The following is a 19,486-nucleotide window of genomic DNA, read 5'->3' as shown; positions in this document are numbered from 1 at the left end:
TCATGGCATGCAGGTACCTGCGTAGCGCTCCACCTTAGCGCCCGCGCATGTTAGCCCGCCGTGCAACGCACGGGAGGCCCGCGTCATGGGGGCAGAGCGCTGCCGCCGCCGGCAGCGGGGCTGTCCTCGCGCAGGGCACCAAGAATCGAGCGTGCCAGATCGGTGCGCGTGAACGGCTTGGGCAGGATGGTGATGTTCCTGCCGACGCCGCCGCTGGCCTCGATGTCGCGCGGGTAGCCCGAGGTGAACAACACCCGCAGGTCCGGCTTCTGACCGAGCGCCTGCTTGGCCAGGGCCCAGCCGGACATGCCGGGCATCACGATGTCCGAGAACAACAGGTCCACGTGGGCCTCGTTGCGTTCCAGCAGGCGCAATGCGGAAGGTCCATCGTGGGCCTCCAGCACGCGGTAGCCGAGCTGACGCAGGGTTTCCACGGTGTAGGCGCGCACGTCGTCGTTGTCCTCGGCCACCAGCACGGTCGTTTCGGCCTGCGCCTCGTAGCCGTTCAACGCCTGCTCGTCACCAAGCCGGGCGGTGGGGAGTGCTGCGGCCGAGCGCGGGAACAGCAGGGTGATCGTGGTGCCGACGCCCGCGGTCGAATCCAGCAGGACATGCCCGCCGGACTGTTTGGCAAAGCCATAGACCATCGACAGTCCCAGCCCGGTGCCGCGGCCGACTTCCTTGGTGGTGAAGAACGGCTCGAACACGCGCGCCATGACGTCGGCGGACATGCCCTGGCCGGTGTCGCGGACCCGGACCATCACATATTGGCCTGCGGGCACATCAGGGTGTTGCGCCGTGTAATCGTCGTCCAGGTGGATGTTGTCGACCTCCAGGGTCAACCGGCCGCCCTCGGGCATGGCGTCGCGTGCATTCACCGCCAGGTTCAGCACCGAGGCTTCGAGCTGGCTCGGATCGATCTCCACGCACCACAGATCCGGGCCATGCAGCATGTCGATCTGCACCAGTTCGCCAAGTGACCGCTGCAGCATGTCCTGCATGCCGCGCAGCTGCTCGTTGAGGTCCACCGGCATGTTTTTCAGCGGCTGACGGCGCGAGAAGGCGAGCAGGCGCTGGGTCACGTTGGCGGCGCGCATCACACCCTTCATCGCGTTGTCCAGGGCGCGGGAGGAGTTGCCTGCGCCGTCGCCGAGACGATCGGTCAACATCTTGGCGTACTCGACGTTGCCGGCGATGACGGTCAGGATATTGTTGAAGTCATGTGCGATGCCGCCGGTCAGCTGGCCCACCGCCTCGATCTTCTGGCTTTGCCGGAGGGCTTCTTCGGCTTGCCGGCGGGCGGTGGTTTCCACCGCCTCGGACACCACCGCGGTGATCGCGCCCTGGTGATCGAACAACGGCCGGAACGAGAAGTCGAAGGCGCGCTTGCCGGTAGGCAGGCGCAGCTCCAGTTCATGCCGCGACGGCATGCCGGCCGCGGCCTCGACCACGGCGGCGCAGACCACCTCGGGCACGCCGGGCGTATCGGCAAACCAGGCAGACTCGCAGTAAAGAGCATCGCGCACGTCGTCCTTGTCGGCCAGGATGGCCGCCAGCGACGCGGAGTTGGTGTCGATGATGCGCCCGTCCAGGCTGAGCAGGTTCTGGTGCTGGAAGCTGGATTCGAACAGGGCCTGCAGGCGGCTTTCGCTGCGATGCAGCTCGGCCGTGCGTTCGTCCACCTGGCGTTCGAGCGATGCATTGTTCGCCTTCAACTGCGACTGCGCGGCCTTGAGCTCGCTGATGTCGCGTGCCATGGCGTAGTAGCCCACCACCGAACCATCGGGGGCCAGCTCGGGCACGCAGTCGATCTGGGCCTGGCGGGGCTCGCCGATACTGCGCAGTGACAGCATCTCAAAGCTCACCTTCTCGCCCTGCAGTACGCGGTCAAGATGGTGCTGGATGGCCTCGAAACCGGCCTCGCCGATGATCTCGCGGGTGTGTCGGCCGATCAGGCTGTCCGGTGTCTGGCCGTGCCATTCGACGTAGGCATTGTTGGCGAAGCGGAAACGGTGATCATGGCCGAAGTAGGCGATCAGGGCCGGCAACGCATCGGTGATCAGCTTCAACCGCTGGTGGCTGTCGTGCAGTTCCGCTTCGACCTGCAGCAGCCGGCGGCGCTCCTCCGATTCCTGGATGGCGCGGACCACCGCATCGGGCAGGCGCTGCAGGCGCGATTTGACCACGTAGTCGCGCGCACCGCGCTTCAGCGCTTTGACGGCAAGCTCTTCGCTGAGCGTGCCGGAGACAAATATGAAGGGGGTGTCGGGCGCCAGCTCGCTGGCCAGGGCCAGGGCGGCATCGCCATCGAAGCCCGGCAGCACGTGGTCGGCCAGAATCACATCGAAGCCACCGTCTGCCAGCGCCTGGACCAGGCCGTCATGGGACCAGGTCCGTTCGAACGTGAAGGGCACGCCTGCACGTCGCAGCTGCGCCGTGATCAGCTCGGCATCCAGCGCGCTGTCTTCGACCATCAGAATCCTGATGGCCTTTCCTGTGGCAGCTTCAGCCATCTTGTCTACTCTTCCCGCCGAACAATGTGCCGTGTGGTGGCGGCTGGTTGGTGATGCCCCAGAACATGCCCAGCCCCTGGATCGCCTCGAGGAACTCCTTGAAGTCCACCGGCTTGACCACGAAAGCGTTCACGCCCAGCTCGTAGCTTCGGACCAGATCCTGCTCCTCACGCGATGAGGTCAGCATCACCACCGGGGTGCTGCTCAGGGCGCGGTCGCTGCGGATTTCCTTGAGCACTTCCAGGCCATTGAGCTTGGGCAGTTTCAGATCGAGCAGAACCACCACGGGGCCGCCATGCATCGCGCCTTCGTAGGGACCCTGGCAGCGGAGATACTCCAGCGCTTCCACGCCGTCGCGCACATGGGTCACGTCGTTGAGCAGCTGGCAGCGCGCAAGCGCCGCCATGGTCAGCTCAGCGTCTTTCGGGTTGTCTTCTACGAGCAGAATCGGTCGCAGATCTCTCATAGGTGGTCTCCAGTAACAAAGGGAATGGTGAAAAAGAACGTGGCGCCGGCGCCTACCTGGCCGTCGGCCCAGGTGCGGCCGCCATGGCGGGTGATGATGCGGTGCACGTTGGCCAGGCCGATGCCGGTGCCTTCGTACTCATCGACGTGATGCAGCCGTTGGAACACGCCGAACAGCTTGTCCACATAGCGCATGTCGAAGCCGCAGCCATTGTCTTTCACGAAGAAAATGTCTTCCGTGTCGTTGCGGTCGTGCCCGATCTCGATGCGCGGGTCGGAGGTGTCGCGGGTGAACTTGATCGCATTGGACAGCAGGTTCTGCCACACCAGCCGCAGCATGCCGGGGTCGGCCTGCACCTTGGGCAGCGCACCGATCTGCCAATCGATGGCACGCCCGGTGTACTCCATGTCCAGCTTGTGGCGCACATCATCCACCAGGGCCGTCATGTCCATGGCAATCTGGCCCATGGTGGAGCGGCCCATCTGCGAGAAGCTGAGCAGGTCATCCACCAGCGTCCCTGCCGATTTTGCCGACTCCACGATGGTGTCGAGGAATCTCTTTTCTGAATCGTTCAATCGCTCGCCGGCCGAGGACCACAGCAGCTCGGAGTAACCGACGATGTGGCGGAACGGCGCCCGCAGGTCGTGGCTGACCGAATAGGAGAAGGCTTCAAGCTCCTTGTTGCTGCGGAGCAGCTGCTCATTGAGCGCGGCCATTTCCTCGGCCTTGCGCAGCACGATGTCCACGATGGCCGTGCGCAGCTCGAGCGAGGCGTCGCGATCTACGTCGTTCCACGGCAGGGACTGTCTGCGCACGGTCTGCTTCCAGCCCTCGAAGGAGGTCCGGGGCGACAACGGCTGATCGCTCTCTTCCTTGCGCGGATCACCGCCCCAGCGGACGGTCCGGACCACTTCGGGCCGGAACCAGATCACGAAGCTGTCGTGGATCTGCGAGATGGAGATGGCCAGCACGCCGCTGGCCACACCGGCGAAGGCCTCGGCCTCCTTCCAGTCCAGTGGCAGGGTGTCGGTGCAGAAAATGTCGCCGTCCATCTGCTGTGCGGTCAACCACTGCACCAGTTGCATGACCTGCTGCTGGCTGGGGCACTCACCATGCAATATGCACTCGCCACGGTGCACGATCGCAGCGCCGGTGGACTCGGTCAGGGCCAGCAGGTTGCGCTGGTCGCGGCCCAGTGCGGCCATGAAGTCGGTGTCACCGGCCATGCGGCCCATCAGCCGCACCTGGATGGCACGGCGCGCGATGCGCTCTTCGACCAGGACCGCGCGCTGTTTGACTGAAATCTGCAGCGACAGAATCTGGCCAATGAACTCGCAGGCCGTGCGGACGTGGTACGGCACGCGGCGCGCGAGCTGGTTGTGGCAGGAGATCAGGCCCCACAGTTCGCCTTCGGACACGACCGAGACCGACATCGACGCACCGGTGCCCATGTTGCGCATGTACTGCAGGTGCACCGGGGAGACACTGCGCAGCATGGCCGGACCCAGGTCGGTGGGCGGTGCATCGGCGATGGCGGGCACCCGTACGAGCGGCACCGGGGTGTACTGGTTGTCGGCAATCAGTCGGACCCGGTTCTGCCGGTACAGCTCGCGCGCCTGGGCGGGGATATCCGACTCGGGGAAGCGCAGGTCCAGGTAGGAGGGCAGGACCGTGTTGCGGTCCTCGGCCACCACGGCGCCGTTCCAGTCCGGGTCGAACTGGTAGATCATTGTGCGGTCGAAACCGGTCAGCTCGCGGATGTGTACGGCGGCGATCTCGCACAGCGCCTGCGTGGTCGGTGCCTGCTCGATGGCTGCCATGAAGCGGCGGATCGAGGGATAGAGGTCTTCCAGCGAGCCCGGCTCGCCCGGTACCGGTGCCTCCAGCTCCACGATGATGTCCCCGCCGATCCGGTGGGCGACGGTGTGGTGGTAGCCGCCACTGCCGACCCGATGGGCGCCGAGAAAATGCGACGTGCCCTGCTGCAGGCTCTGCAGGACCGGACCGCAGTGCGCGAGGGTACCGGCCAGGATCTGGTCCAGTGGCTGCCCAAGCGGGTCGCCGACTTCCTCGACAAGCGCCGGGTTGGCAACCGCGCGGGCGTTGACGGTCAAGGTGGCGGGATCGAGGACCAGGATCAATCCGTAGGGCTGGATCGCTCCGGGGGTGCGGATGGGTTCACGTGCACAGCTGGACAGGTCCAGGCTGCTTCCGCCGGCATTCCTCGATGACATCCACTGACTCCTGCTGCTGACGCTGCTGAAAACCGCTCGAATGGCGCCATTCCGCACGGCAGGTCCATGAGCACGGAACGCCGCAACGCGGTATGCCGCAGTGGCGATATTTTTGCACAGCCGCCTATGTGGATTTGTGAGGATGCGGATTTCTGAATGCATGGCAACGACCGCATCGGCAGGCGCGATGCGGTCGCTGGCGTGGCTACGTGCGTGCAGGGTCAGCGCGCTGGGGCGCTGCGGCGGCTCAGTCCCAGCGGTAGCGCACCGTGGCCGACCACAGGCCGCCGGAGCCATCGATCGGGCCGCCATTGGCGTAGCGGTAGTACTCGTTTGCCGCGAGCAGCGGCTCGGGCAGTTTCGTGACCCGGCGGTCGAACACGTTGTTGGCGTTCAAGGCGACGTCCCAGCCGCGCGCCAGTGTCGCCCCAAGCTCCAGATCGGTGATCCACAGCCCACCGATGTCATAGGCGATCTCGGCCTGCCCGGCATAGGGACCGCTGGCGGCCACCGTGGCGGGGGAACCGTAGCGTTGGATGTCGCCATAGCGGCTCTGGCGCAGGCCGACACGGTAGCGCCCCAGCGTCCAGTCCAGGCCCAGCACCTGCCGTGACTTCGGCGCTTTGTAGAGCAGATCGTTCTGCGAGCCGGTGCTGAACACCGGCACGTTGAAGGCGGCCAGCACGGGCGGCGTCGGTGCCAGGCCGGTGATCTTCGCGCGGGTATGGCTGCTGGCCAGCGTCCAGCGCAGGCTGCCGCCGCGGCCCAGGTCCCACCGGCCTTCCAGGGTGGCCTCCAGGCCCTCGGTGCGGGTGTCGGCGGCGTTGATGAAGTAGCGCACACCGTCCTGGGCGCCCAGGCCCACCGAGGTGACCAGCGCGCCAGAGCCGGGGTAGAGCCCCTCGCGGAAGGTGGTGGACAGCGCGATGCGGTCGTCCACATCGATGCGGTAGGCGTCCACGGTGAGCGACGCGCTTTCCCACGGCTCGGCCACGATGCCCAGGCTCAGGCTGCGCGAAGTTTCCGGGCGCAGCGGCTGCGCGCCCAGGGCGATGGCCTGGGGCGAGCCGGCCTGCAGGATATGGTCGGTGTAGAAGTTGCCGTTGGAGGTGTTGCGGTAGGCCTGCGCTGCGAGCGATGGCGCCTGGAAGCCGTTGCTGATCGTGCCGCGCAGGGCGAGCCTGGGGTGCAGTGCGAAGCGGGTGGAGAGGCGACCGGTGGTTTCGCTGCCGAAATCCGAATAGCGCTCATGGCGGCCAGCCAGATCGACGCGCCAGCGCGAGCCCAGATCTGCGGCGACCCCGACGTAGACCGCGCCGCTGTTGCGACTGACGTCCACTGCGTCCTCTGGGCGATAGCCCGGCAGTGCCTGCGATCCACCCAGGCCGATGCCCAACACCGTGCCCGCATACGGCCCGTCCAGCACCCGCTGCCCGCCATGGGTGTAGGACTGCACATCGCCGGCGCCGATACGGTAGCGCTCGTCGCGGTATTCCGCGCCCGCGCTGAACTCCAGCGGGGCGGCCAACCACCCCGTCTGCACTTGACGGCGCAGGTCCAGGTTGTGGGTCCACGCGCTGTAGCGCAGGTCGCCGATGTAGAAATCGGTCTGGCTGTCCAGCCCGTAGGTCGGGTTGATGCTGTTGTGGAGGTTGATGTCCATCGCATCGCGCCCGTAGCCGCTGCTGAGGTCCCAATCCCACTGGCCGAGTTGCCCGCGCAGCCCGAGCGTGAGCGCGCCATCGTTCTCGTCGATGTGCTCGGTGGGGGCGAAGCCGTCTGGATCGATGGCCCGCACCACTTCGTTGCGCAGCGGCTGGCGGAAGTTCTGCGGCGCCCACGCATCGCGCTGGGCAAGGGTGAACAGCCCGTAGGCGTCGACTGTCGCGGCCAGTGGAATGCTGGCATTGGCGGTGGCGGTCTTCGTGCGGAACGCGCGGATGCCGCGGTTGCGCCAGGCGTTGTTGTCGCGGGTGGCTTCGCGCGGATCCGGCGTGGCACCGGCGGGCAGCGTCGGATTGCTGGCCTGGTTGCCACCGGGCCGGATCGCCGTGCCGGCCGCGTTGCGCGGGAAGTAATACAGGAAGGTATCGCGTGCGGGGCTGGCGTAGTCGGTGGCGTGCTGATCATCCAGCTGTGCGGCCAGATGCAGATAGCCGCCATCGCCGATGCCGAAGCCGACATCGGCCTGCACCACCCGCGAACGGCCATCGCCGGCGAAGTAGGTGCCATCGCGATAAGAGACGTTGCCCCCGCGCGCGGCTTTGTTGGTCACGATGTTGATGACGCCGGCGATCGCGTCCGAGCCATAGATTGCCGAGGCGCCATCACGCAGCACTTCGATGCGTTCGATCGCGCCGGTGGGGATCAAGCCCAGATCGGCCGGCGCAGCGCCACCAAACCCACCGGCGCCCAGCAAGGCAGTGGCGTGGCGGCGCTTGCCGTCCACCAGCACCAGCACGTGGCTGGAATTGAGGCCGCGCAGCTGCCCGGCGCGCACCATGCTGTTCAGATCGCCAGTTTCCAGCGGCAGGTTGAAGCTCGGCACCGTGGTGTTGAGCACGTCCAGCAGGCTGGTCGCGTTGGCGGCGCGGATATCCTCGGCGGACAGTACATCGATCGGCGCCGCACTTTCACGCACGGTGCGACCCTGTGCACGGGTGCCGGTCACGGTGACCGTATCGAGCGTAGCGGTGCTGGTAGCGGTGATGGCACTGGCATTCGTCTCCGGCGCTGCGTGGGCGACAAGTGGCAGGGAGAGCGCGGAAACGATGGCGAGGGCCAACGGCAGGCGATGGTGCGTGGGCAGCATGGAGGATCCCCAGGGAGAAGAAAGGCCGATGCGCAGGGGCATGCGGCGGGCAGGCAACGGCGGTAGCGCCGGATCAGCAGGTGCGGTGACGCAGCGCACCCGGGCAACAGCGTTCCGCCGCGGCAGCGATGCGCCGGGCGTGGATCACGGCGCCCCCCTCGCGGCAGCGGCCCAGCGCTCGAGATCGGCCGGATGCAGCGGTCCGTTGTGGACCTGCAGGACCGTGCCACGCGCATCGATCAACACCGAGAAGGGCAGCGTGCCGATGCGGTTTCCGAAGGACGCCGCGCTGCCGGGCGGCCCGTCGCTCTCCACCAGTTGCGGGTAGGTGAGCTGGAGCTGGTCGCGCAGTGCCGTGGCGGCGTCGATGTCGTCCAGGGCGATGCCCACCACGTGCACGCCGTCAGGCAGCGGCGTCTGCGCCTGCGAGAAGTGCTGCAGGTCGGGCAGTTCCTTCAGGCACGGGCCGCACCAGCTGGCCCAGTAGTTGAGCAGGACCGGGCGGCCGCGCCATTGCGCCAGGGTCGCAGGGCGGCCTTCCAGGTCCGTCCACTGCAGGGCGGGTGCGGCCTGGGCGGCGGGTGGCGCGTTGGTCAGCGGTGCGGCGCGGGAGGCTGTCGGCAGCGCGGCCGACAGCGCGAGGGCCAGCACGATGGCCGATCGGAGGTGGGGCAGGGTCATGGCGGGGAGGCCGTCGAGGAGGTCGTGCGGGCCGCGAAGCGGTCGTCGGTGAGCGTGTGCAGGAACTGCTCGATGTCATCGATCTCCGCTTCGGTCAGGTGCAGCGGATCGCGCAGCTGCGCATCGCGCCCAATCGAATCGGGGATCACCTTGCCGGGATCGTCGTAGTAGACGATCACCTCGCGCAGGGTGTTGAACATCCCGTTGTGCATGTAGGGGGCGGTCAGCGCGACGTTGCGCAGGCCGGGCACCTTGAATTCGCCCTTCTGCGCGGGGTCGCCCGTGACGCCGCCGCGACCCTCGTCGTTGAATTCCCGGCCGTTGTAGATGCCGATGTTCTTGAAGCGGTCCGAGGTGAAATCCTCGCCGGCGTGGCAGCTCACGCACTGGGCCTTGGTGATGAACAGCAGGCGGCCGCGTTTGGCCGCGTCGCTGATCGCGTCTTCCTGGCCGAGTGCATAGCGGTCGTAGGGGCTGTCCACGGTGTTGAGCGTCTTCTGGTAAGCGCCGAGGGCCCGCCCCAGTGTGCGAGGGCTGGGCGGTGCGTTGTAGGTGGCCTGGAAGCGGGCCACCCAGGCCGGGTCCGCGGCCAATCGTGCGATCGCCTCGTCGATCGGCAGGTCCATTTCCAGTGGGTTGGCGATCGGTGCCAGCGCCTGTTCTTCCAGGGTTTCGCTGCGACCATCCCAGAAGAAGCGGGTGCGGCCGGCACTGTTCATCACGCTGGGAGTGTTGCGGGTGCCCACACGCCCCTCCACGCCCAGGCTGAGCGCGCGGTCGTCGGCAAATGCACGGGCAGGTTGGTGGCAACTGGCGCAGGACACCGTGCGGTCACGCGACAGGATGGGATCGAAAAACAGCTGGCGGCCGAGCTGGGCGCGCGGGTTGTCGCTCAGGTCGCCGTCATAGGTCGGCGCATCGGCGGAGAACACCGGCGCCAGTACCGCAACGCCGATCAGTGCGGACAGCAGGGCGAGGGAGCGGACAGGGCGGGGCATGGCAGTGCCGCGCTCAACGCGCGGCGATCTCCTGCTGGACCAGCTCGCACAGCCCACTCTCTTCGAAGCACACCTGGGCACGCAGGGTGCCGTTCACGGGTGTGCTGCCTGCGGCGATGGGCAGACGCAGCTGCCCACGTTCGCTGAAGTAGGTATAGCGATACTCGCCGGCGAAACTGCGGCCGTGCCCTTCGCGCGGCGCGACCGATCGCAGCGGTCCCTGCGCCTGCTCACCACCGGCCAGGATCACCCGCGCCGCCCGCGGGCCGATCTGCGGTTGCTCGAAATCCGAGGCATACAGAATCCAACCCGGTTCGATGCGGGCGTCGATCACCAGCTCACGGGTGCCGTCGGAGTGTGCTTCCACGCGCGGATCCAAGACGACCTTCGACGTATCGGCGGCGGCCGCGCCGAACGGGATGAGCAGCAGCGCGGCGACCCATGGGGCAAGGCTGGGACTCACTCCTTCGCCCCCTGGCCCTCGGTGGTGATGCGCAGCTGCACCTCGTCGGCGATGTTGGGCAGGAACCCGGTCAGGCCGAACTCGCTGCGGCGGATGACGGCCGTGGCGTTGAAGCCGATCGTGGGCACCTTGCGGCTGGGATGCTCACCCACCTTGTTGAGGGTGGCGTCGAGTACGACCGGGCGGGTCACCCCATGCAGCGTCAGATCACCGGTGATTTTCAGACGGCCGGTGCCTTGCGACACCACCGAGGTACTGCGGAAGCTGGCCTGCGGGTGCTTGGCGACATCGAACAGCTTGTCGCCCTTGACGATCTCGTCCAGTTTCGGGACGTGGGTGGCCAGCTCGGCCAGCGGCAGCTCCACCTGCACCTGCGACGCAGCGGGCTTGGCCGCATCGTAGATGAGCGTGCCGCTGCTGATCGCCGCGCGGCCGGTCGGGAAAGAGAAGCCGTTGTGGTTCCAGGTGAACAGCACATCGGTGTGGGTGGGGTCGAGCTGATAGGTCACCGGTGCGGCGGTCGCCACGGCGGGGGCGCTGGAAAGGGCAAGCAGGGCGAGTAGCAGGGGAGTACGCATGGCAAGGTCTCTAAGCAGTGGCGCGCAGTCGCCCGCGGCATCCAGAAGAGGCCCTGCGGGGTGTGCGGTGCAGGAGGGAAGCAGCGGCCAGGGGCCGGCCGCCGCAGGGGATTACGGAGCGACCGCCAAGGACGCTGCGGTGGCCGGTGTGGCGGCGCTGGCGGCATACGGATCCGGCTCGGCGATCAGCCCATCGAGCAGGCTGTTGAAGCGGGTCACATAGTCCTTGTGATACTCGCCGGTCACCGTGCCGGTATAGCCGGTGTAGATCTCGCGGACCTTGCCGTCGCGCCCGATGATGATGGTGGTCGGGAAGGCGGCCATGTAATTGAGCCCCTTCAGTTTCTCGGTAGCGACTTTCTTGTCGGCGATACCGCCGAACACAATGTCGTAGCGGATGTCGAAGTAATCCTTGAAGGTGGTCAGGGTCTTCTGGAAATAATCGAAGTTGTCTTCCTGCTCGAAGGCAACGGCCACCGCTTCCACCCCACGGTGATGGTTCTGCTTGAACCACGGCGCCAGGAAGTAGGTCTGGTCGGTGCAGTTGGGGCACCAGGTGCCGATCACTTCAACGATCACCACCTTGCCGCGATACTTGTCGTCCTGCAGCGAGACCTGCTTGCCCTGCAGATCAGGGAAGCTGAAATCAATGCGGTCCTGGCCATCCTTGAGGAAGGTGAGCTTGTACGGATCGGGCAGCTCCACCTTGTCGCTCTTCTCGGCCTCGAACTTGACCACGTTGTAGATGCCGCTGCCGAACGCGCCCTGGATGTTGCCGTCCTCATCGATCGTGCCGCGGATCAGCAACGGGCTCGGCCCGCTGAAGCCGGACAGGTAGAAGCGGTTGCCCTGCACGGTGCCTTCCAGCTCGCGGGTATCGCCAACCACGGTCATGAACACGCCGGAGAGGTGGTTGCCCTCCTGCTTGAGCAGGGCGACCTGATTGCGCTTGTCCTGGCGGGCGGCCTTGTCGATGGTCTGCACGGCCCATTTGCCACTGAGGTCTGCCGCCGGTGCCTCGTCCTGCCCGGGTTTGACGAAGCGCCACGCCGCGTCGTGTTCGGCGGTGAAGGCCAGGTTGCGCGCACCGTTGCGGCTGGGCACCAGGTCCTTGTACTGCCCCACGAGGTGCTTTCCATCGTCGGATACCTTGCCTTCCAGCACGGCATCGTAGGTATTCATCCGCACCGAGAACGTCCCGTCATCGCGCGGCGTCACCTTGAATCGGTCCGTGCGCGAGCCGTTGAGCAAAGTGAAGGTCGCGTCCTGTGCGCGCTTGCCCTTCACTTCGAAATTGAAGGGAATCGGGTCGCCGTCGATGGTGAACTCGCCCCGCCAGACGCCTTCGGCGGGGAACGGCGCCTTCGCTGCAGCAGGTGCAGGCGCGGCGAACGACAGGCTTGAGGCGAGGAACAGGGTCGCGACGATGCGACCGGATAATGCCAGTGTCATGAGAGTGCTTCCAGATAATCCCCTTGGTCGCGCCAAGTCGCCGGCGATGCAGCCCCCGTTCCACTGCATCCGCAGAATGGCCATCCCTGGCCGGTCATGAGCCATCCATGGCGTGACAGGATTATTGCCACGTGAATGTCGTAAAAGTTCATCGCCGCTTGGAACGCATGTTCATCAGCATATTCATCAGCGCGACGATGGCAGGCTGATAACCGTTTTGATATCAGCGCCGTGTGCGGCTTCGATGCACATCGTGAGCCATCCATCGCACGGGCGATCGTCGGTGTGGTCCCGACCCGCATCCACGCCGTCTTGCTTTCAGCGTCTCGCGTATTTCACGACGTCGAGCGCAGCCTGCCGTTGCGCGCTGCGTCCGCAGCGGATCCACAAGGAGTTCCACCCGCTATGAATACCCGAGGCGATTACGCCCACCCCGAGCCTGTCGCCGCTGCGACCGTGGCCGTGGTCACCCCACCGCCGGTGGTGGATCTTCCGCGCGACAGCGCGGTGTCATGGGGCGCGATTCTTGCCGGCGCGATCGCAGCCGCTGCGCTCTCGCTGATTCTTGTCATTCTCGGTGTGGGCCTGGGCCTTTCATCGGTGTCGCCGTGGTCGTTTGAAGGTGTGACTGCCGAAACCTTCGGGTGGTCCAGCATTGCCTGGCTGACCTTTACTGCCATCGCAGCGTCTGGCCTGGGCGGCTATCTGGCCGGTCGCCTGCGGACGAAGTGGAGCAACCTCCATGGCGATGAAACCTATTTCCGTGACACCGCGCATGGGTTCGTTTCCTGGGCGGTGGCCACGCTGCTCACTGCCGCACTGCTGACCTCGGCCATCGGCGGCATCCTCGGTGCCGGTGCCAAGGTGGCCGGCGCCACTGCCGGTGCCGCCGCCTCGACCGCAGGCGGTATTGCCGCTGCCGGTGCGGGTTCGGCTGCGATGGGCAGCGATCAGGGCGACGTGCAGTACTGGGTGGATTCGCTGTTCCGTGCCAACCCGACCGCTGCGCAGCCCGCGCCGCCGGTCGGCCCCGCTGGTCCGGCCGATGCGCCCGCACTCGCCCCGGCACCCGTTGCCAATGGTGCACCGCTGCCGCCGCGTCCGATGCCGGGTGCCGACCGTCGTCCGGACAGCCGTGAAGTGCGCACCGAGGTCAACCGCATCATCCTCAACAGCCTGAAGTCCGACACCATGGACCCGGCCGATACGCAGTATCTGGGCCAGCTGGTGGCGGCGCAGACCGGTATGAGCCAGGCCGAAGCCCAGGCCCGCGTGACCGATGTGCAGACCCGCCTGCGTGCGGCGCTGGACAACGCCAAGCAGCAGGCCAAGCAGGCGGCCGACGATGCCCGCAAGGCAACCGCCTACGCCGCGCTGTGGCTGTTCATCACGCTGCTGATCGGTGCCTTCATCGCCAGCCTGAGTGCGACCTGGGGCGGCCGTCGCCGCGACCTGTGAACCTGACCACCTGAGGGAGGAAACACCATGAAGTACATTCTGCTGTGGATGCTGGGCATCCCGATTCCGTTGTTGCTGCTGTTCGCGCTGCTGCGCTGACCCATCAACCATCAGGCCGCCTCCGGGCGGCCTGATGCGTTTGCAGGGGCGCGCGTTTCACCAGCCCTTCGAGGTGCGGCATCGCCGCTGCATGAACGGGTCAGCGACGTGCAGATCGTCTTCACATCATCAGCATCGCCCGTGATGCCCAATCTTCCTGAATTCATTTAAGCTTTGGCGATTATGACCCCCATTCATTCGAATGACGGGTCGATACCGCACCCGGTGTTCCCTCATCTTCCAGGACGTTCCCATGGCGGCTTTGCAGCAGCGCACGATCGATCTCATCCGCAGCCATCAGGAGACCTTGCTGGCGGCATGGGCCGGCAATCTGGCCGGGTCCGCCCAGGCACAGGATGGACGCCTTTCCGCCCGCGAGCTGGACACCCAGGTCCGCGAATTCTGGCGGCTGTTCCTGGAGGCACTGTCGGCAGCCGACGTCAGCTCCGTCGCGCGGGCCGAGTGGAAGGACATCCGGCGCTTCCTGGAGGAGTTGTCGCGCGAGCGCGTGCTGAAGGGCTTCAATTCCTCTGAGACCGCCAGCTTCATCTTCTCGCTGAAGCGACCGCTGTTCGAGGTGATCCAGCAGGGATACGCCAATGACCCGGCACAGCTCGGCGATCAGCTGTGGGCGATCTCCGAACTGATCGATCAGCTGGGCCTGCACACGGTCAGCGTCTTCCAGAAAACCCGCGAAGATGTGATCCAGCGGCAGCAGGAAGAGATGCTCGAGCTGTCCACGCCGGTGGTGAAGCTGTGGGACGGCGTGCTGGCGCTGCCGATGATCGGCACGCTGGATTCGCAGCGCACCCAGGTGGTGATGGAGTCGCTGCTGCAGCGCATCGTGGATACCGGTTCCGAAATCGCCATCATCGATATCACCGGCGTCCCGACCGTGGACACGCTCGTGGCCCAGCATCTGCTGAAGACGGTGACCGCCATCCGCCTGATGGGCGCCGACGCGATCATCAGCGGCGTACGCCCGCAGATCGCCCAGACCATCGTGCACCTGGGGCTGGACCTGCAGGGCATCGTGACCAAGGCCAATCTGGCCGACGCCCTGGCGCTGGCGCTCAAGCGCACCGGCCAGACCGTTACCCGGACCGCCCGCTGAGATGGAGCGCATCCCGATCCTGCAGATGGGCGATCTGCTGCTGGTGACCATCCAGGTGGACATGCATGATCAGCTCGCGCTGACCCTGCAGGACGACCTCACCGAGAAGATCCGCAGCACCTCCGCGCGCGGTGTGCTGATCGACATCTCCGCACTGGATATCGTCGATTCGTTCATCGGTCGCATGATCGCCACCATTTCGTCGCTCGCCCGGATCATGGATGCCACCACGGTGGTGGTCGGCATGCAGCCTGCAGTGGCGATCACGCTGGTCGAGCTGGGCTTGACGCTCAGTGGCGTGCGTACTGCACTGAATGTGGAGCGGGGCATGAAGCTGCTGCAGCGGACCGACGAAGACGAAGCAGCCTCATGAGTGCGTCCAGTGGTTCGCTGCCGATCCGCATAGAGCAGGATGTCGTGCTGGCCCGCCAGGCCGCACGCCAGATCTGCGTGGCGTGCAAGCTGCGTCTGATCGACCAGACCAAGCTGGTCACCGCGGCCAGCGAGCTGGCGCGCAATGCCGTCATCTACGGGGGCGGTGGGACCATGGATTGGGAAGTGGTCGAGAAGGGACTGCGCAAGGGCGTGCGGCTGGTCTTCGCCGACAATGGTCCCGGCATCCCGGATGTCGCGCAGGCGCTCACCGATGGCTGGTCGTCCGGCTCCGGCATGGGCCTGGGGTTGTCCGGTTCGCGCCGGTTGGTGGATGAGTTCGAACTGGAGAGTGCACCGGGGCAGGGCACCCGTATCACGATCACCAAATGGAGCTGAATTTCGGCGGCCAGGTGACGCGGATCGTGGTGGTCGAGGAATCCTCACAGGTCGGGCAGGCCAGGCGCGAAGCGCTGGCGCTCGCCGACCTGATCGGCCTGGATGAAATGGACGCGGGGCGTGCGGCATTGGTGGCCACCGAGATGGCCACCAACGTGCTCAAGCACGGGTGCAGCGGCCGCATGTACCTGTCCGCGGTCTGTGGCCGCGGCGGCAACGGGGTGGAGCTGTGTACGGTGGATGCCGGCCCAGGCTTTTCGTTGGCCGAATGTCTTCCGGACGGGTATTCAACGGGCGGTACCCAGGGCTTGGGACTGGGCGCGATCCAGCGCCAGGCCACCGTGCTGGATGCCTGGTCCGATGCCAAGGGCGCGGTTGTCGTGGCGCGCATCTACGCCAGCCGTGCGCCTGGCGATATCGACGTTCCCTACGGTGCCCTGCGGATTCCGATGCGCCACGAGCTGGCCTGTGGCGATGCCTGGCATCTGCGGGCCGATGCACAGACCGTGGCGGTCACCGTGATCGACGGGCTGGGGCATGGACTGCCCGCCGCCGACGCAGCGCAGGCCGGTGTGGCTGCCGTTGCACAGGCCTCTGTCGCCGGGGCGCCGGCCTCGATCGGCATCATGCACGCGGGCATGTCCGGCACCCGCGGCGGTGCGGCGGCGGTGGCCTGCGTGGACGTGGCGAGTGGCCAGGTGGAGTTCGCCGGGATCGGCAATATCGCCGCCAGCTTGTGCGAGCCCACCGGATCACGCGGGTTGGCTTCGCACCCGGGCATCGTCGGGGTGCAATACCGCAAGGCGCAACCATTCCATTTTCACGCGGCGGCAGGCACGCTGCTGGTCATGCACAGTGATGGACTGCAGGCGCGTTGGAGCCTGCGCGACTACCCCGGCCTGTTCCACCGCCACCCCGCGTTGATCGTGGCGGTGCTGCACCGTGATTTCGATCGTGGCCGGGATGACGCCGGCATTGTCGCCCTGCGTCTTGGAGACCTGCATTGAGCGCCTCACCCCATGACCAGGAGCTGCAGCGGCTGCGCCTGGAAGCCGATGCGCTGCGCGCTGAGTTGGATGAAACCAATCAGGGCGTGCTCGCCTTGTACGCTGAGCTGGACGAACAGGCCGAGCAGCTGCGCGAGGTGTCCGAGCTGAAGAGCCGGTTCCTGTCCTACATGAGCCATGAATTCCGCACGCCACTGGGCTCGATCCTGAGCATGACGCGGCTGTTGGAGGATGGCATGGATGGCCCGCTGACTGCGGAGCAGCGCCGGCAGGTGCGTTTCATCAGCGCCTCGACCAGTGAGCTGCGCGAGATGGTGGACGACCTGCTGGATCTGGCCAAGATCGAGGCAGGGCGCATCACCATTTCGCCGGCCTGGTTCGATCTGATGGACCTGTTTTCGGCGCTGCGGGGCATGTTCCGTCCGTTGGTGGAAGGCAACCAGGTGGACCTGCTGTTCGAGGATCCACCGGTGATGCCGATGCTGTACACCGATGACAAGAAGCTGGCACAGATCCTGCGCAATTTCATTTCCAATGCGCTGAAGTTCACGCCCAGCGGGCAGGTGGTGGTATCGACCCAGCGGGAGGGGGAGAACGCGGTGCGCTTCAGTGTCCGCGATACCGGCATCGGCATTCCGGCGGAGCTGCAGTCCACCCTGTTCGAGGATTTCGTGCAGGTCGATACCCCGCTGCAGAAGCGCCTGCGCGGCACCGGGCTGGGTCTGTCGCTGTGCAAACGCTTCGCCGAGCTGCTCGGTGGCCATGTCGGCGTCGAGAGCGAAATCGGCACAGGCTCGAACTTCTACGTGGTGCTGCCGCTGACCCTGGCCACGGAGGCCGTGAATGGCGATTCCTGATCGCATCCTCGTCGTGGATGACAATGTGGCGACCCGCTATGCGGTGCGCCGCGTGCTGGAGCACCACGGCTTTCATGTGGAGGAAGCCGGTACCGGCGGTGAGGGCCTGGCACGGCTGGCCGAGCATGATTTCGGCGCGCTGGTGCTGGATGTGAACCTGCCCGACATGAGCGGCTTCGATGTGGTGCGCCAGCTGCGCGAAGATGTCCGGCTGCAGTTGCTGCCGGTGGTGCATGTCTCGGCGGCGTCGATCGCCACCGGTGACATGATCACGGGCCTCAACGCGGGCGCGGATGCCTATCTGATCCATCCGGTCGATCCGGATGTGTTGTTGGCCACGCTGCGCAGCCTGTTGCGCGCCCGTCGTGCCGAGGAAGCCCTGCGCGATACCGAGGCGCGGTTCCGCGAGATTTTCCGTCACATCAATGCCCCGATCGCGGTATTGGATGCGTCGCTCAACGCACACGATGCCAACGATGCCTTTACCCGTCTGCTGGGTCAGCAGGCAGGGGCCGGCCAACTCGATCAGCTGCTGCAGGATCAGGTCGTCCCGCTCAGTGCATTGAAAGTGGCGTTGGCCGAAGGCGAGCGCTGGCAGGGTACCTTCAGCCTTCGGGTGGGCGGAGTCCTGCGCATGACCGAATGGCGGGTGACGCCGTACCAGGCCGCCGGGCAGGGCCTGGTGCTGATCGAAGACACCACCGAACACCATGCGCGCGCCAACGAGCAGCGCCAGGAACTGGAGAGCGCGACGTCCGAGCTCGCCTTCCAGATCGCCGAGCGCGAGCGCACCGAGATCGAGTTGATGCAGGCGCAGAAGATGGACGCGCTGGGCCAGCTCACCGGCGGCATCGCGCACGATTTCAACAATCTGCTGACCACGATCATCTCCGGGCTGGACATGATCGAGATCGCCGCCTCCAGCGGCAAATGGGACAAGGCCTCCCGCTACGTCGAGATCGCCACGGGCTCGGCACACCGTGCGGCCGCGCTGACCCAGCGCATGCTCGCCTTTGCCCGCAAGCAACCGCTCGATCCGCAGACCTTCGATGTGGTCGCGCGGGTACGCTCGCTGGAGGACATGCTGCAGCGGTCGATCGGTGAGAACATCGAACTCGAGCTGGAGCTGGGCGTTGAACCGCTGATCGCGGTCGCCGACCCGAACCAGTTCGAGAACGTGATCCTCAACCTGGTGATCAACGCCCGCGATGCACTGGCGGGTCAGGGGCTGATCCGCATCCGTGCCGGGCGCGCCGAGATCGAGCGCGACCATGAGCTGGCGCCTGGCCACTACATCACCGTGACCGTGCTCGACAACGGCGTCGGCATACCCACGGAGCTGTTGACCAAGGTGTTCGAGCCGTTCTTCACCACCAAGCCGCAGGGCGAAGGGACCGGGCTGGGGCTGTCGATGACCTACGGGTTCGCACGCCAATCCGGCGGCAGTGCACGTATTGCCAGCGAACGTGGCGAGGGGACCGAGATCGAGCTGCTGCTGCCCGAGGGCCAGCTCCAGCCTGCAGCCCACGACGCCTCGGCACCTTTACCGCTGACCCGGGGCAGCGCCGAGCGGATTCTGCTGGTCGACGATACCGATTCGGTACGCATGATGGTCCGGGAGATGCTGGTCGAGGCCGGTTACCAGGTCGTGGAAGCCATCAATGCACAGCAGGCCTTGTTGGAGCTGCATTCGGACCGTGAGCTGGACCTGTTGTTGTCCGATGTGGGTCTGCCGGGCATGAACGGCCGGGAACTTGCCGATGCGGCGCGGGTACTGCGCCCGCATTTGCCGGTGCTGTTCGTGACCGGTTATACGGAGAGTGCGGCCGTCCGCAATGAGTTCCTGGGGCAGGGCATGTCCCTGCTGCCCAAGCCGTTCAGCGTGAACGAGCTGCTCCGGGGCGTGCGGCAGATGTTCAACCCGGGCTGAGCGGGCCCCGCGCTGCGGCATGGGTACAATCGCCGGACGCCCCCAGGGGAGAC

Annotated in this window: 16 protein-coding genes; 7 read left to right on the top strand and 9 right to left on the bottom strand. The window is 66.2% G+C overall.

Features of this window, described 5'->3' with window-relative positions; translation table 11 throughout:
- Positions 1-83 precede the first annotated feature (83 nt).
- The 9 genes from ACWV8V_RS07515 to ACWV8V_RS07475 all read right to left on the bottom strand — a co-directional run bounded on the left by ACWV8V_RS07515 (position 84) and on the right by ACWV8V_RS07475 (position 12,197).
- Entirely contained in the window at positions 84-2,474 is a 2,391-nt protein-coding gene (locus ACWV8V_RS07515; protein ID WP_455899359.1) for a PAS domain-containing protein, read from the bottom strand.
- A 31-nt stretch (positions 2,475-2,505) separates the two neighbouring features.
- Positions 2,506-2,979, bottom strand: coding sequence for a response regulator (locus tag ACWV8V_RS07510; protein ID WP_259259693.1), 474 nt, complete (start codon positions 2,977-2,979; stop codon positions 2,506-2,508).
- Positions 2,976-5,213, bottom strand: coding sequence for an ATP-binding protein (locus ACWV8V_RS07505; RefSeq protein ID WP_455899358.1), 2,238 nt, complete (start codon positions 5,211-5,213; stop codon positions 2,976-2,978). Before ACWV8V_RS07505 ends, ACWV8V_RS07510 begins: the two co-directional genes overlap by 4 nt.
- Positions 5,214-5,460: 247 nt before the next feature.
- Positions 5,461-8,025, bottom strand: coding sequence for a TonB-dependent receptor plug domain-containing protein (locus tag ACWV8V_RS07500; RefSeq protein ID WP_455899357.1), 2,565 nt, complete (start codon positions 8,023-8,025; stop codon positions 5,461-5,463).
- 144 nt (positions 8,026-8,169) lie between these two features.
- Positions 8,170-8,706, bottom strand: a complete 537-nt coding sequence (locus ACWV8V_RS07495) for a TlpA family protein disulfide reductase (RefSeq protein ID WP_455899356.1) — start codon at positions 8,704-8,706, stop codon at positions 8,170-8,172.
- The gene (locus ACWV8V_RS07490) at positions 8,703-9,704 is read right to left on the bottom strand and encodes a cytochrome-c peroxidase (RefSeq protein WP_455899355.1); all 1,002 of its coding nucleotides are present in this window, start codon (positions 9,702-9,704) and stop codon (positions 8,703-8,705) included. The genes ACWV8V_RS07495 and ACWV8V_RS07490 overlap by 4 nt, the downstream gene beginning before the upstream one ends.
- Positions 9,705-9,717: 13 nt before the next feature.
- Positions 9,718-10,167, bottom strand: a complete 450-nt coding sequence (locus ACWV8V_RS07485; protein ID WP_455899354.1) for a protein-disulfide reductase DsbD domain-containing protein — start codon at positions 10,165-10,167, stop codon at positions 9,718-9,720.
- The gene (locus tag ACWV8V_RS07480) at positions 10,164-10,745 is read right to left on the bottom strand and encodes a YceI family protein (RefSeq protein ID WP_455899353.1); all 582 of its coding nucleotides are present in this window, start codon (positions 10,743-10,745) and stop codon (positions 10,164-10,166) included. The genes ACWV8V_RS07485 and ACWV8V_RS07480 overlap by 4 nt, the downstream gene beginning before the upstream one ends.
- Before the next feature lie 111 nt (positions 10,746-10,856).
- On the bottom strand, positions 10,857-12,197 hold the full coding sequence (locus ACWV8V_RS07475) for a peroxiredoxin family protein (protein WP_259259702.1): 1,341 nt from the start codon (positions 12,195-12,197) through the stop codon (positions 10,857-10,859).
- Positions 12,198-12,602: 405 nt separating this feature from the next.
- Here ACWV8V_RS07475 and ACWV8V_RS07470 point away from each other — a divergent pair, with 405 nt between their 5' ends.
- From ACWV8V_RS07470 to ACWV8V_RS07440, 7 genes are all read left to right on the top strand, one after another.
- Entirely contained in the window at positions 12,603-13,655 is a 1,053-nt protein-coding gene (locus tag ACWV8V_RS07470; protein ID WP_259259703.1) for a hypothetical protein, read from the top strand.
- Positions 13,656-14,007: 352 nt separating this feature from the next.
- Entirely contained in the window at positions 14,008-14,868 is an 861-nt protein-coding gene (locus tag ACWV8V_RS07465) for an STAS domain-containing protein (RefSeq protein ID WP_259259704.1), read from the top strand.
- A gap of 1 nt (position 14,869) precedes the next feature.
- Positions 14,870-15,241: an STAS domain-containing protein gene (locus tag ACWV8V_RS07460; protein WP_019184175.1), complete on the top strand. Its 372-nt coding sequence runs from the start codon at positions 14,870-14,872 to the stop codon at positions 15,239-15,241.
- Positions 15,238-15,639, top strand: coding sequence for an anti-sigma regulatory factor (locus ACWV8V_RS07455; RefSeq protein ID WP_121037420.1), 402 nt, complete (start codon positions 15,238-15,240; stop codon positions 15,637-15,639). The genes ACWV8V_RS07460 and ACWV8V_RS07455 overlap by 4 nt, the downstream gene beginning before the upstream one ends.
- A complete protein-coding gene (locus ACWV8V_RS07450; protein WP_259259705.1) occupies positions 15,630-16,646 on the top strand; it encodes an ATP-binding protein in 1,017 nt (338 codons plus the stop codon). Before ACWV8V_RS07455 ends, ACWV8V_RS07450 begins: the two co-directional genes overlap by 10 nt.
- A complete protein-coding gene (locus tag ACWV8V_RS07445; RefSeq protein WP_259259706.1) occupies positions 16,643-17,503 on the top strand; it encodes a sensor histidine kinase in 861 nt (286 codons plus the stop codon). The genes ACWV8V_RS07450 and ACWV8V_RS07445 overlap by 4 nt, the downstream gene beginning before the upstream one ends.
- Positions 17,490-19,433 (top strand): response regulator, encoded by a 1,944-nt coding sequence (locus ACWV8V_RS07440; protein ID WP_455899352.1) that lies wholly within the window; start codon positions 17,490-17,492, stop codon positions 19,431-19,433. Before ACWV8V_RS07445 ends, ACWV8V_RS07440 begins: the two co-directional genes overlap by 14 nt.
- The last annotated feature ends 53 nt before the right edge of the window (positions 19,434-19,486 follow it).

This window comes from Stenotrophomonas sp. Ker107b (genome assembly GCF_053847245.1).
This window is presented reverse-complemented; position numbering and strand designations above follow the sequence as displayed.

Bases quoted from the DNA above. Each gene is read 5' to 3' on its own strand.
- ACWV8V_RS07515 (WP_455899359.1), bottom strand. From the start codon at position 2,474: ATGGTCGAAGACAGCGCGCTGGATGCCGAGCTGATCACGGCGCAGCTG.
- ACWV8V_RS07510 (WP_259259693.1), bottom strand. From the start codon at position 2,979: ATGAGAGATCTGCGACCGATTCTGCTCGTAGAAGACAACCCGAAAGAC.
- ACWV8V_RS07505 (WP_455899358.1), bottom strand. From the start codon at position 5,213: ATGTCATCGAGGAATGCCGGCGGAAGCAGCCTGGACCTGTCCAGCTGT.
- ACWV8V_RS07500 (WP_455899357.1), bottom strand. From the start codon at position 8,025: ATGCTGCCCACGCACCATCGCCTGCCGTTGGCCCTCGCCATCGTTTCC.
- ACWV8V_RS07495 (WP_455899356.1), bottom strand. From the start codon at position 8,706: ATGACCCTGCCCCACCTCCGATCGGCCATCGTGCTGGCCCTCGCGCTG.
- ACWV8V_RS07490 (WP_455899355.1), bottom strand. From the start codon at position 9,704: ATGCCCCGCCCTGTCCGCTCCCTCGCCCTGCTGTCCGCACTGATCGGC.
- ACWV8V_RS07480 (WP_455899353.1), bottom strand. From the start codon at position 10,745: ATGCGTACTCCCCTGCTACTCGCCCTGCTTGCCCTTTCCAGCGCCCCC.
- ACWV8V_RS07475 (WP_259259702.1), bottom strand. From the start codon at position 12,197: ATGACACTGGCATTATCCGGTCGCATCGTCGCGACCCTGTTCCTCGCC.
- ACWV8V_RS07470 (WP_259259703.1), top strand. From the start codon at position 12,603: ATGAATACCCGAGGCGATTACGCCCACCCCGAGCCTGTCGCCGCTGCG.
- ACWV8V_RS07465 (WP_259259704.1), top strand. From the start codon at position 14,008: ATGGCGGCTTTGCAGCAGCGCACGATCGATCTCATCCGCAGCCATCAG.
- ACWV8V_RS07460 (WP_019184175.1), top strand. From the start codon at position 14,870: ATGGAGCGCATCCCGATCCTGCAGATGGGCGATCTGCTGCTGGTGACC.
- ACWV8V_RS07455 (WP_121037420.1), top strand. From the start codon at position 15,238: ATGAGTGCGTCCAGTGGTTCGCTGCCGATCCGCATAGAGCAGGATGTC.
- ACWV8V_RS07450 (WP_259259705.1), top strand. From the start codon at position 15,630: ATGGAGCTGAATTTCGGCGGCCAGGTGACGCGGATCGTGGTGGTCGAG.
- ACWV8V_RS07440 (WP_455899352.1), top strand. From the start codon at position 17,490: ATGGCGATTCCTGATCGCATCCTCGTCGTGGATGACAATGTGGCGACC.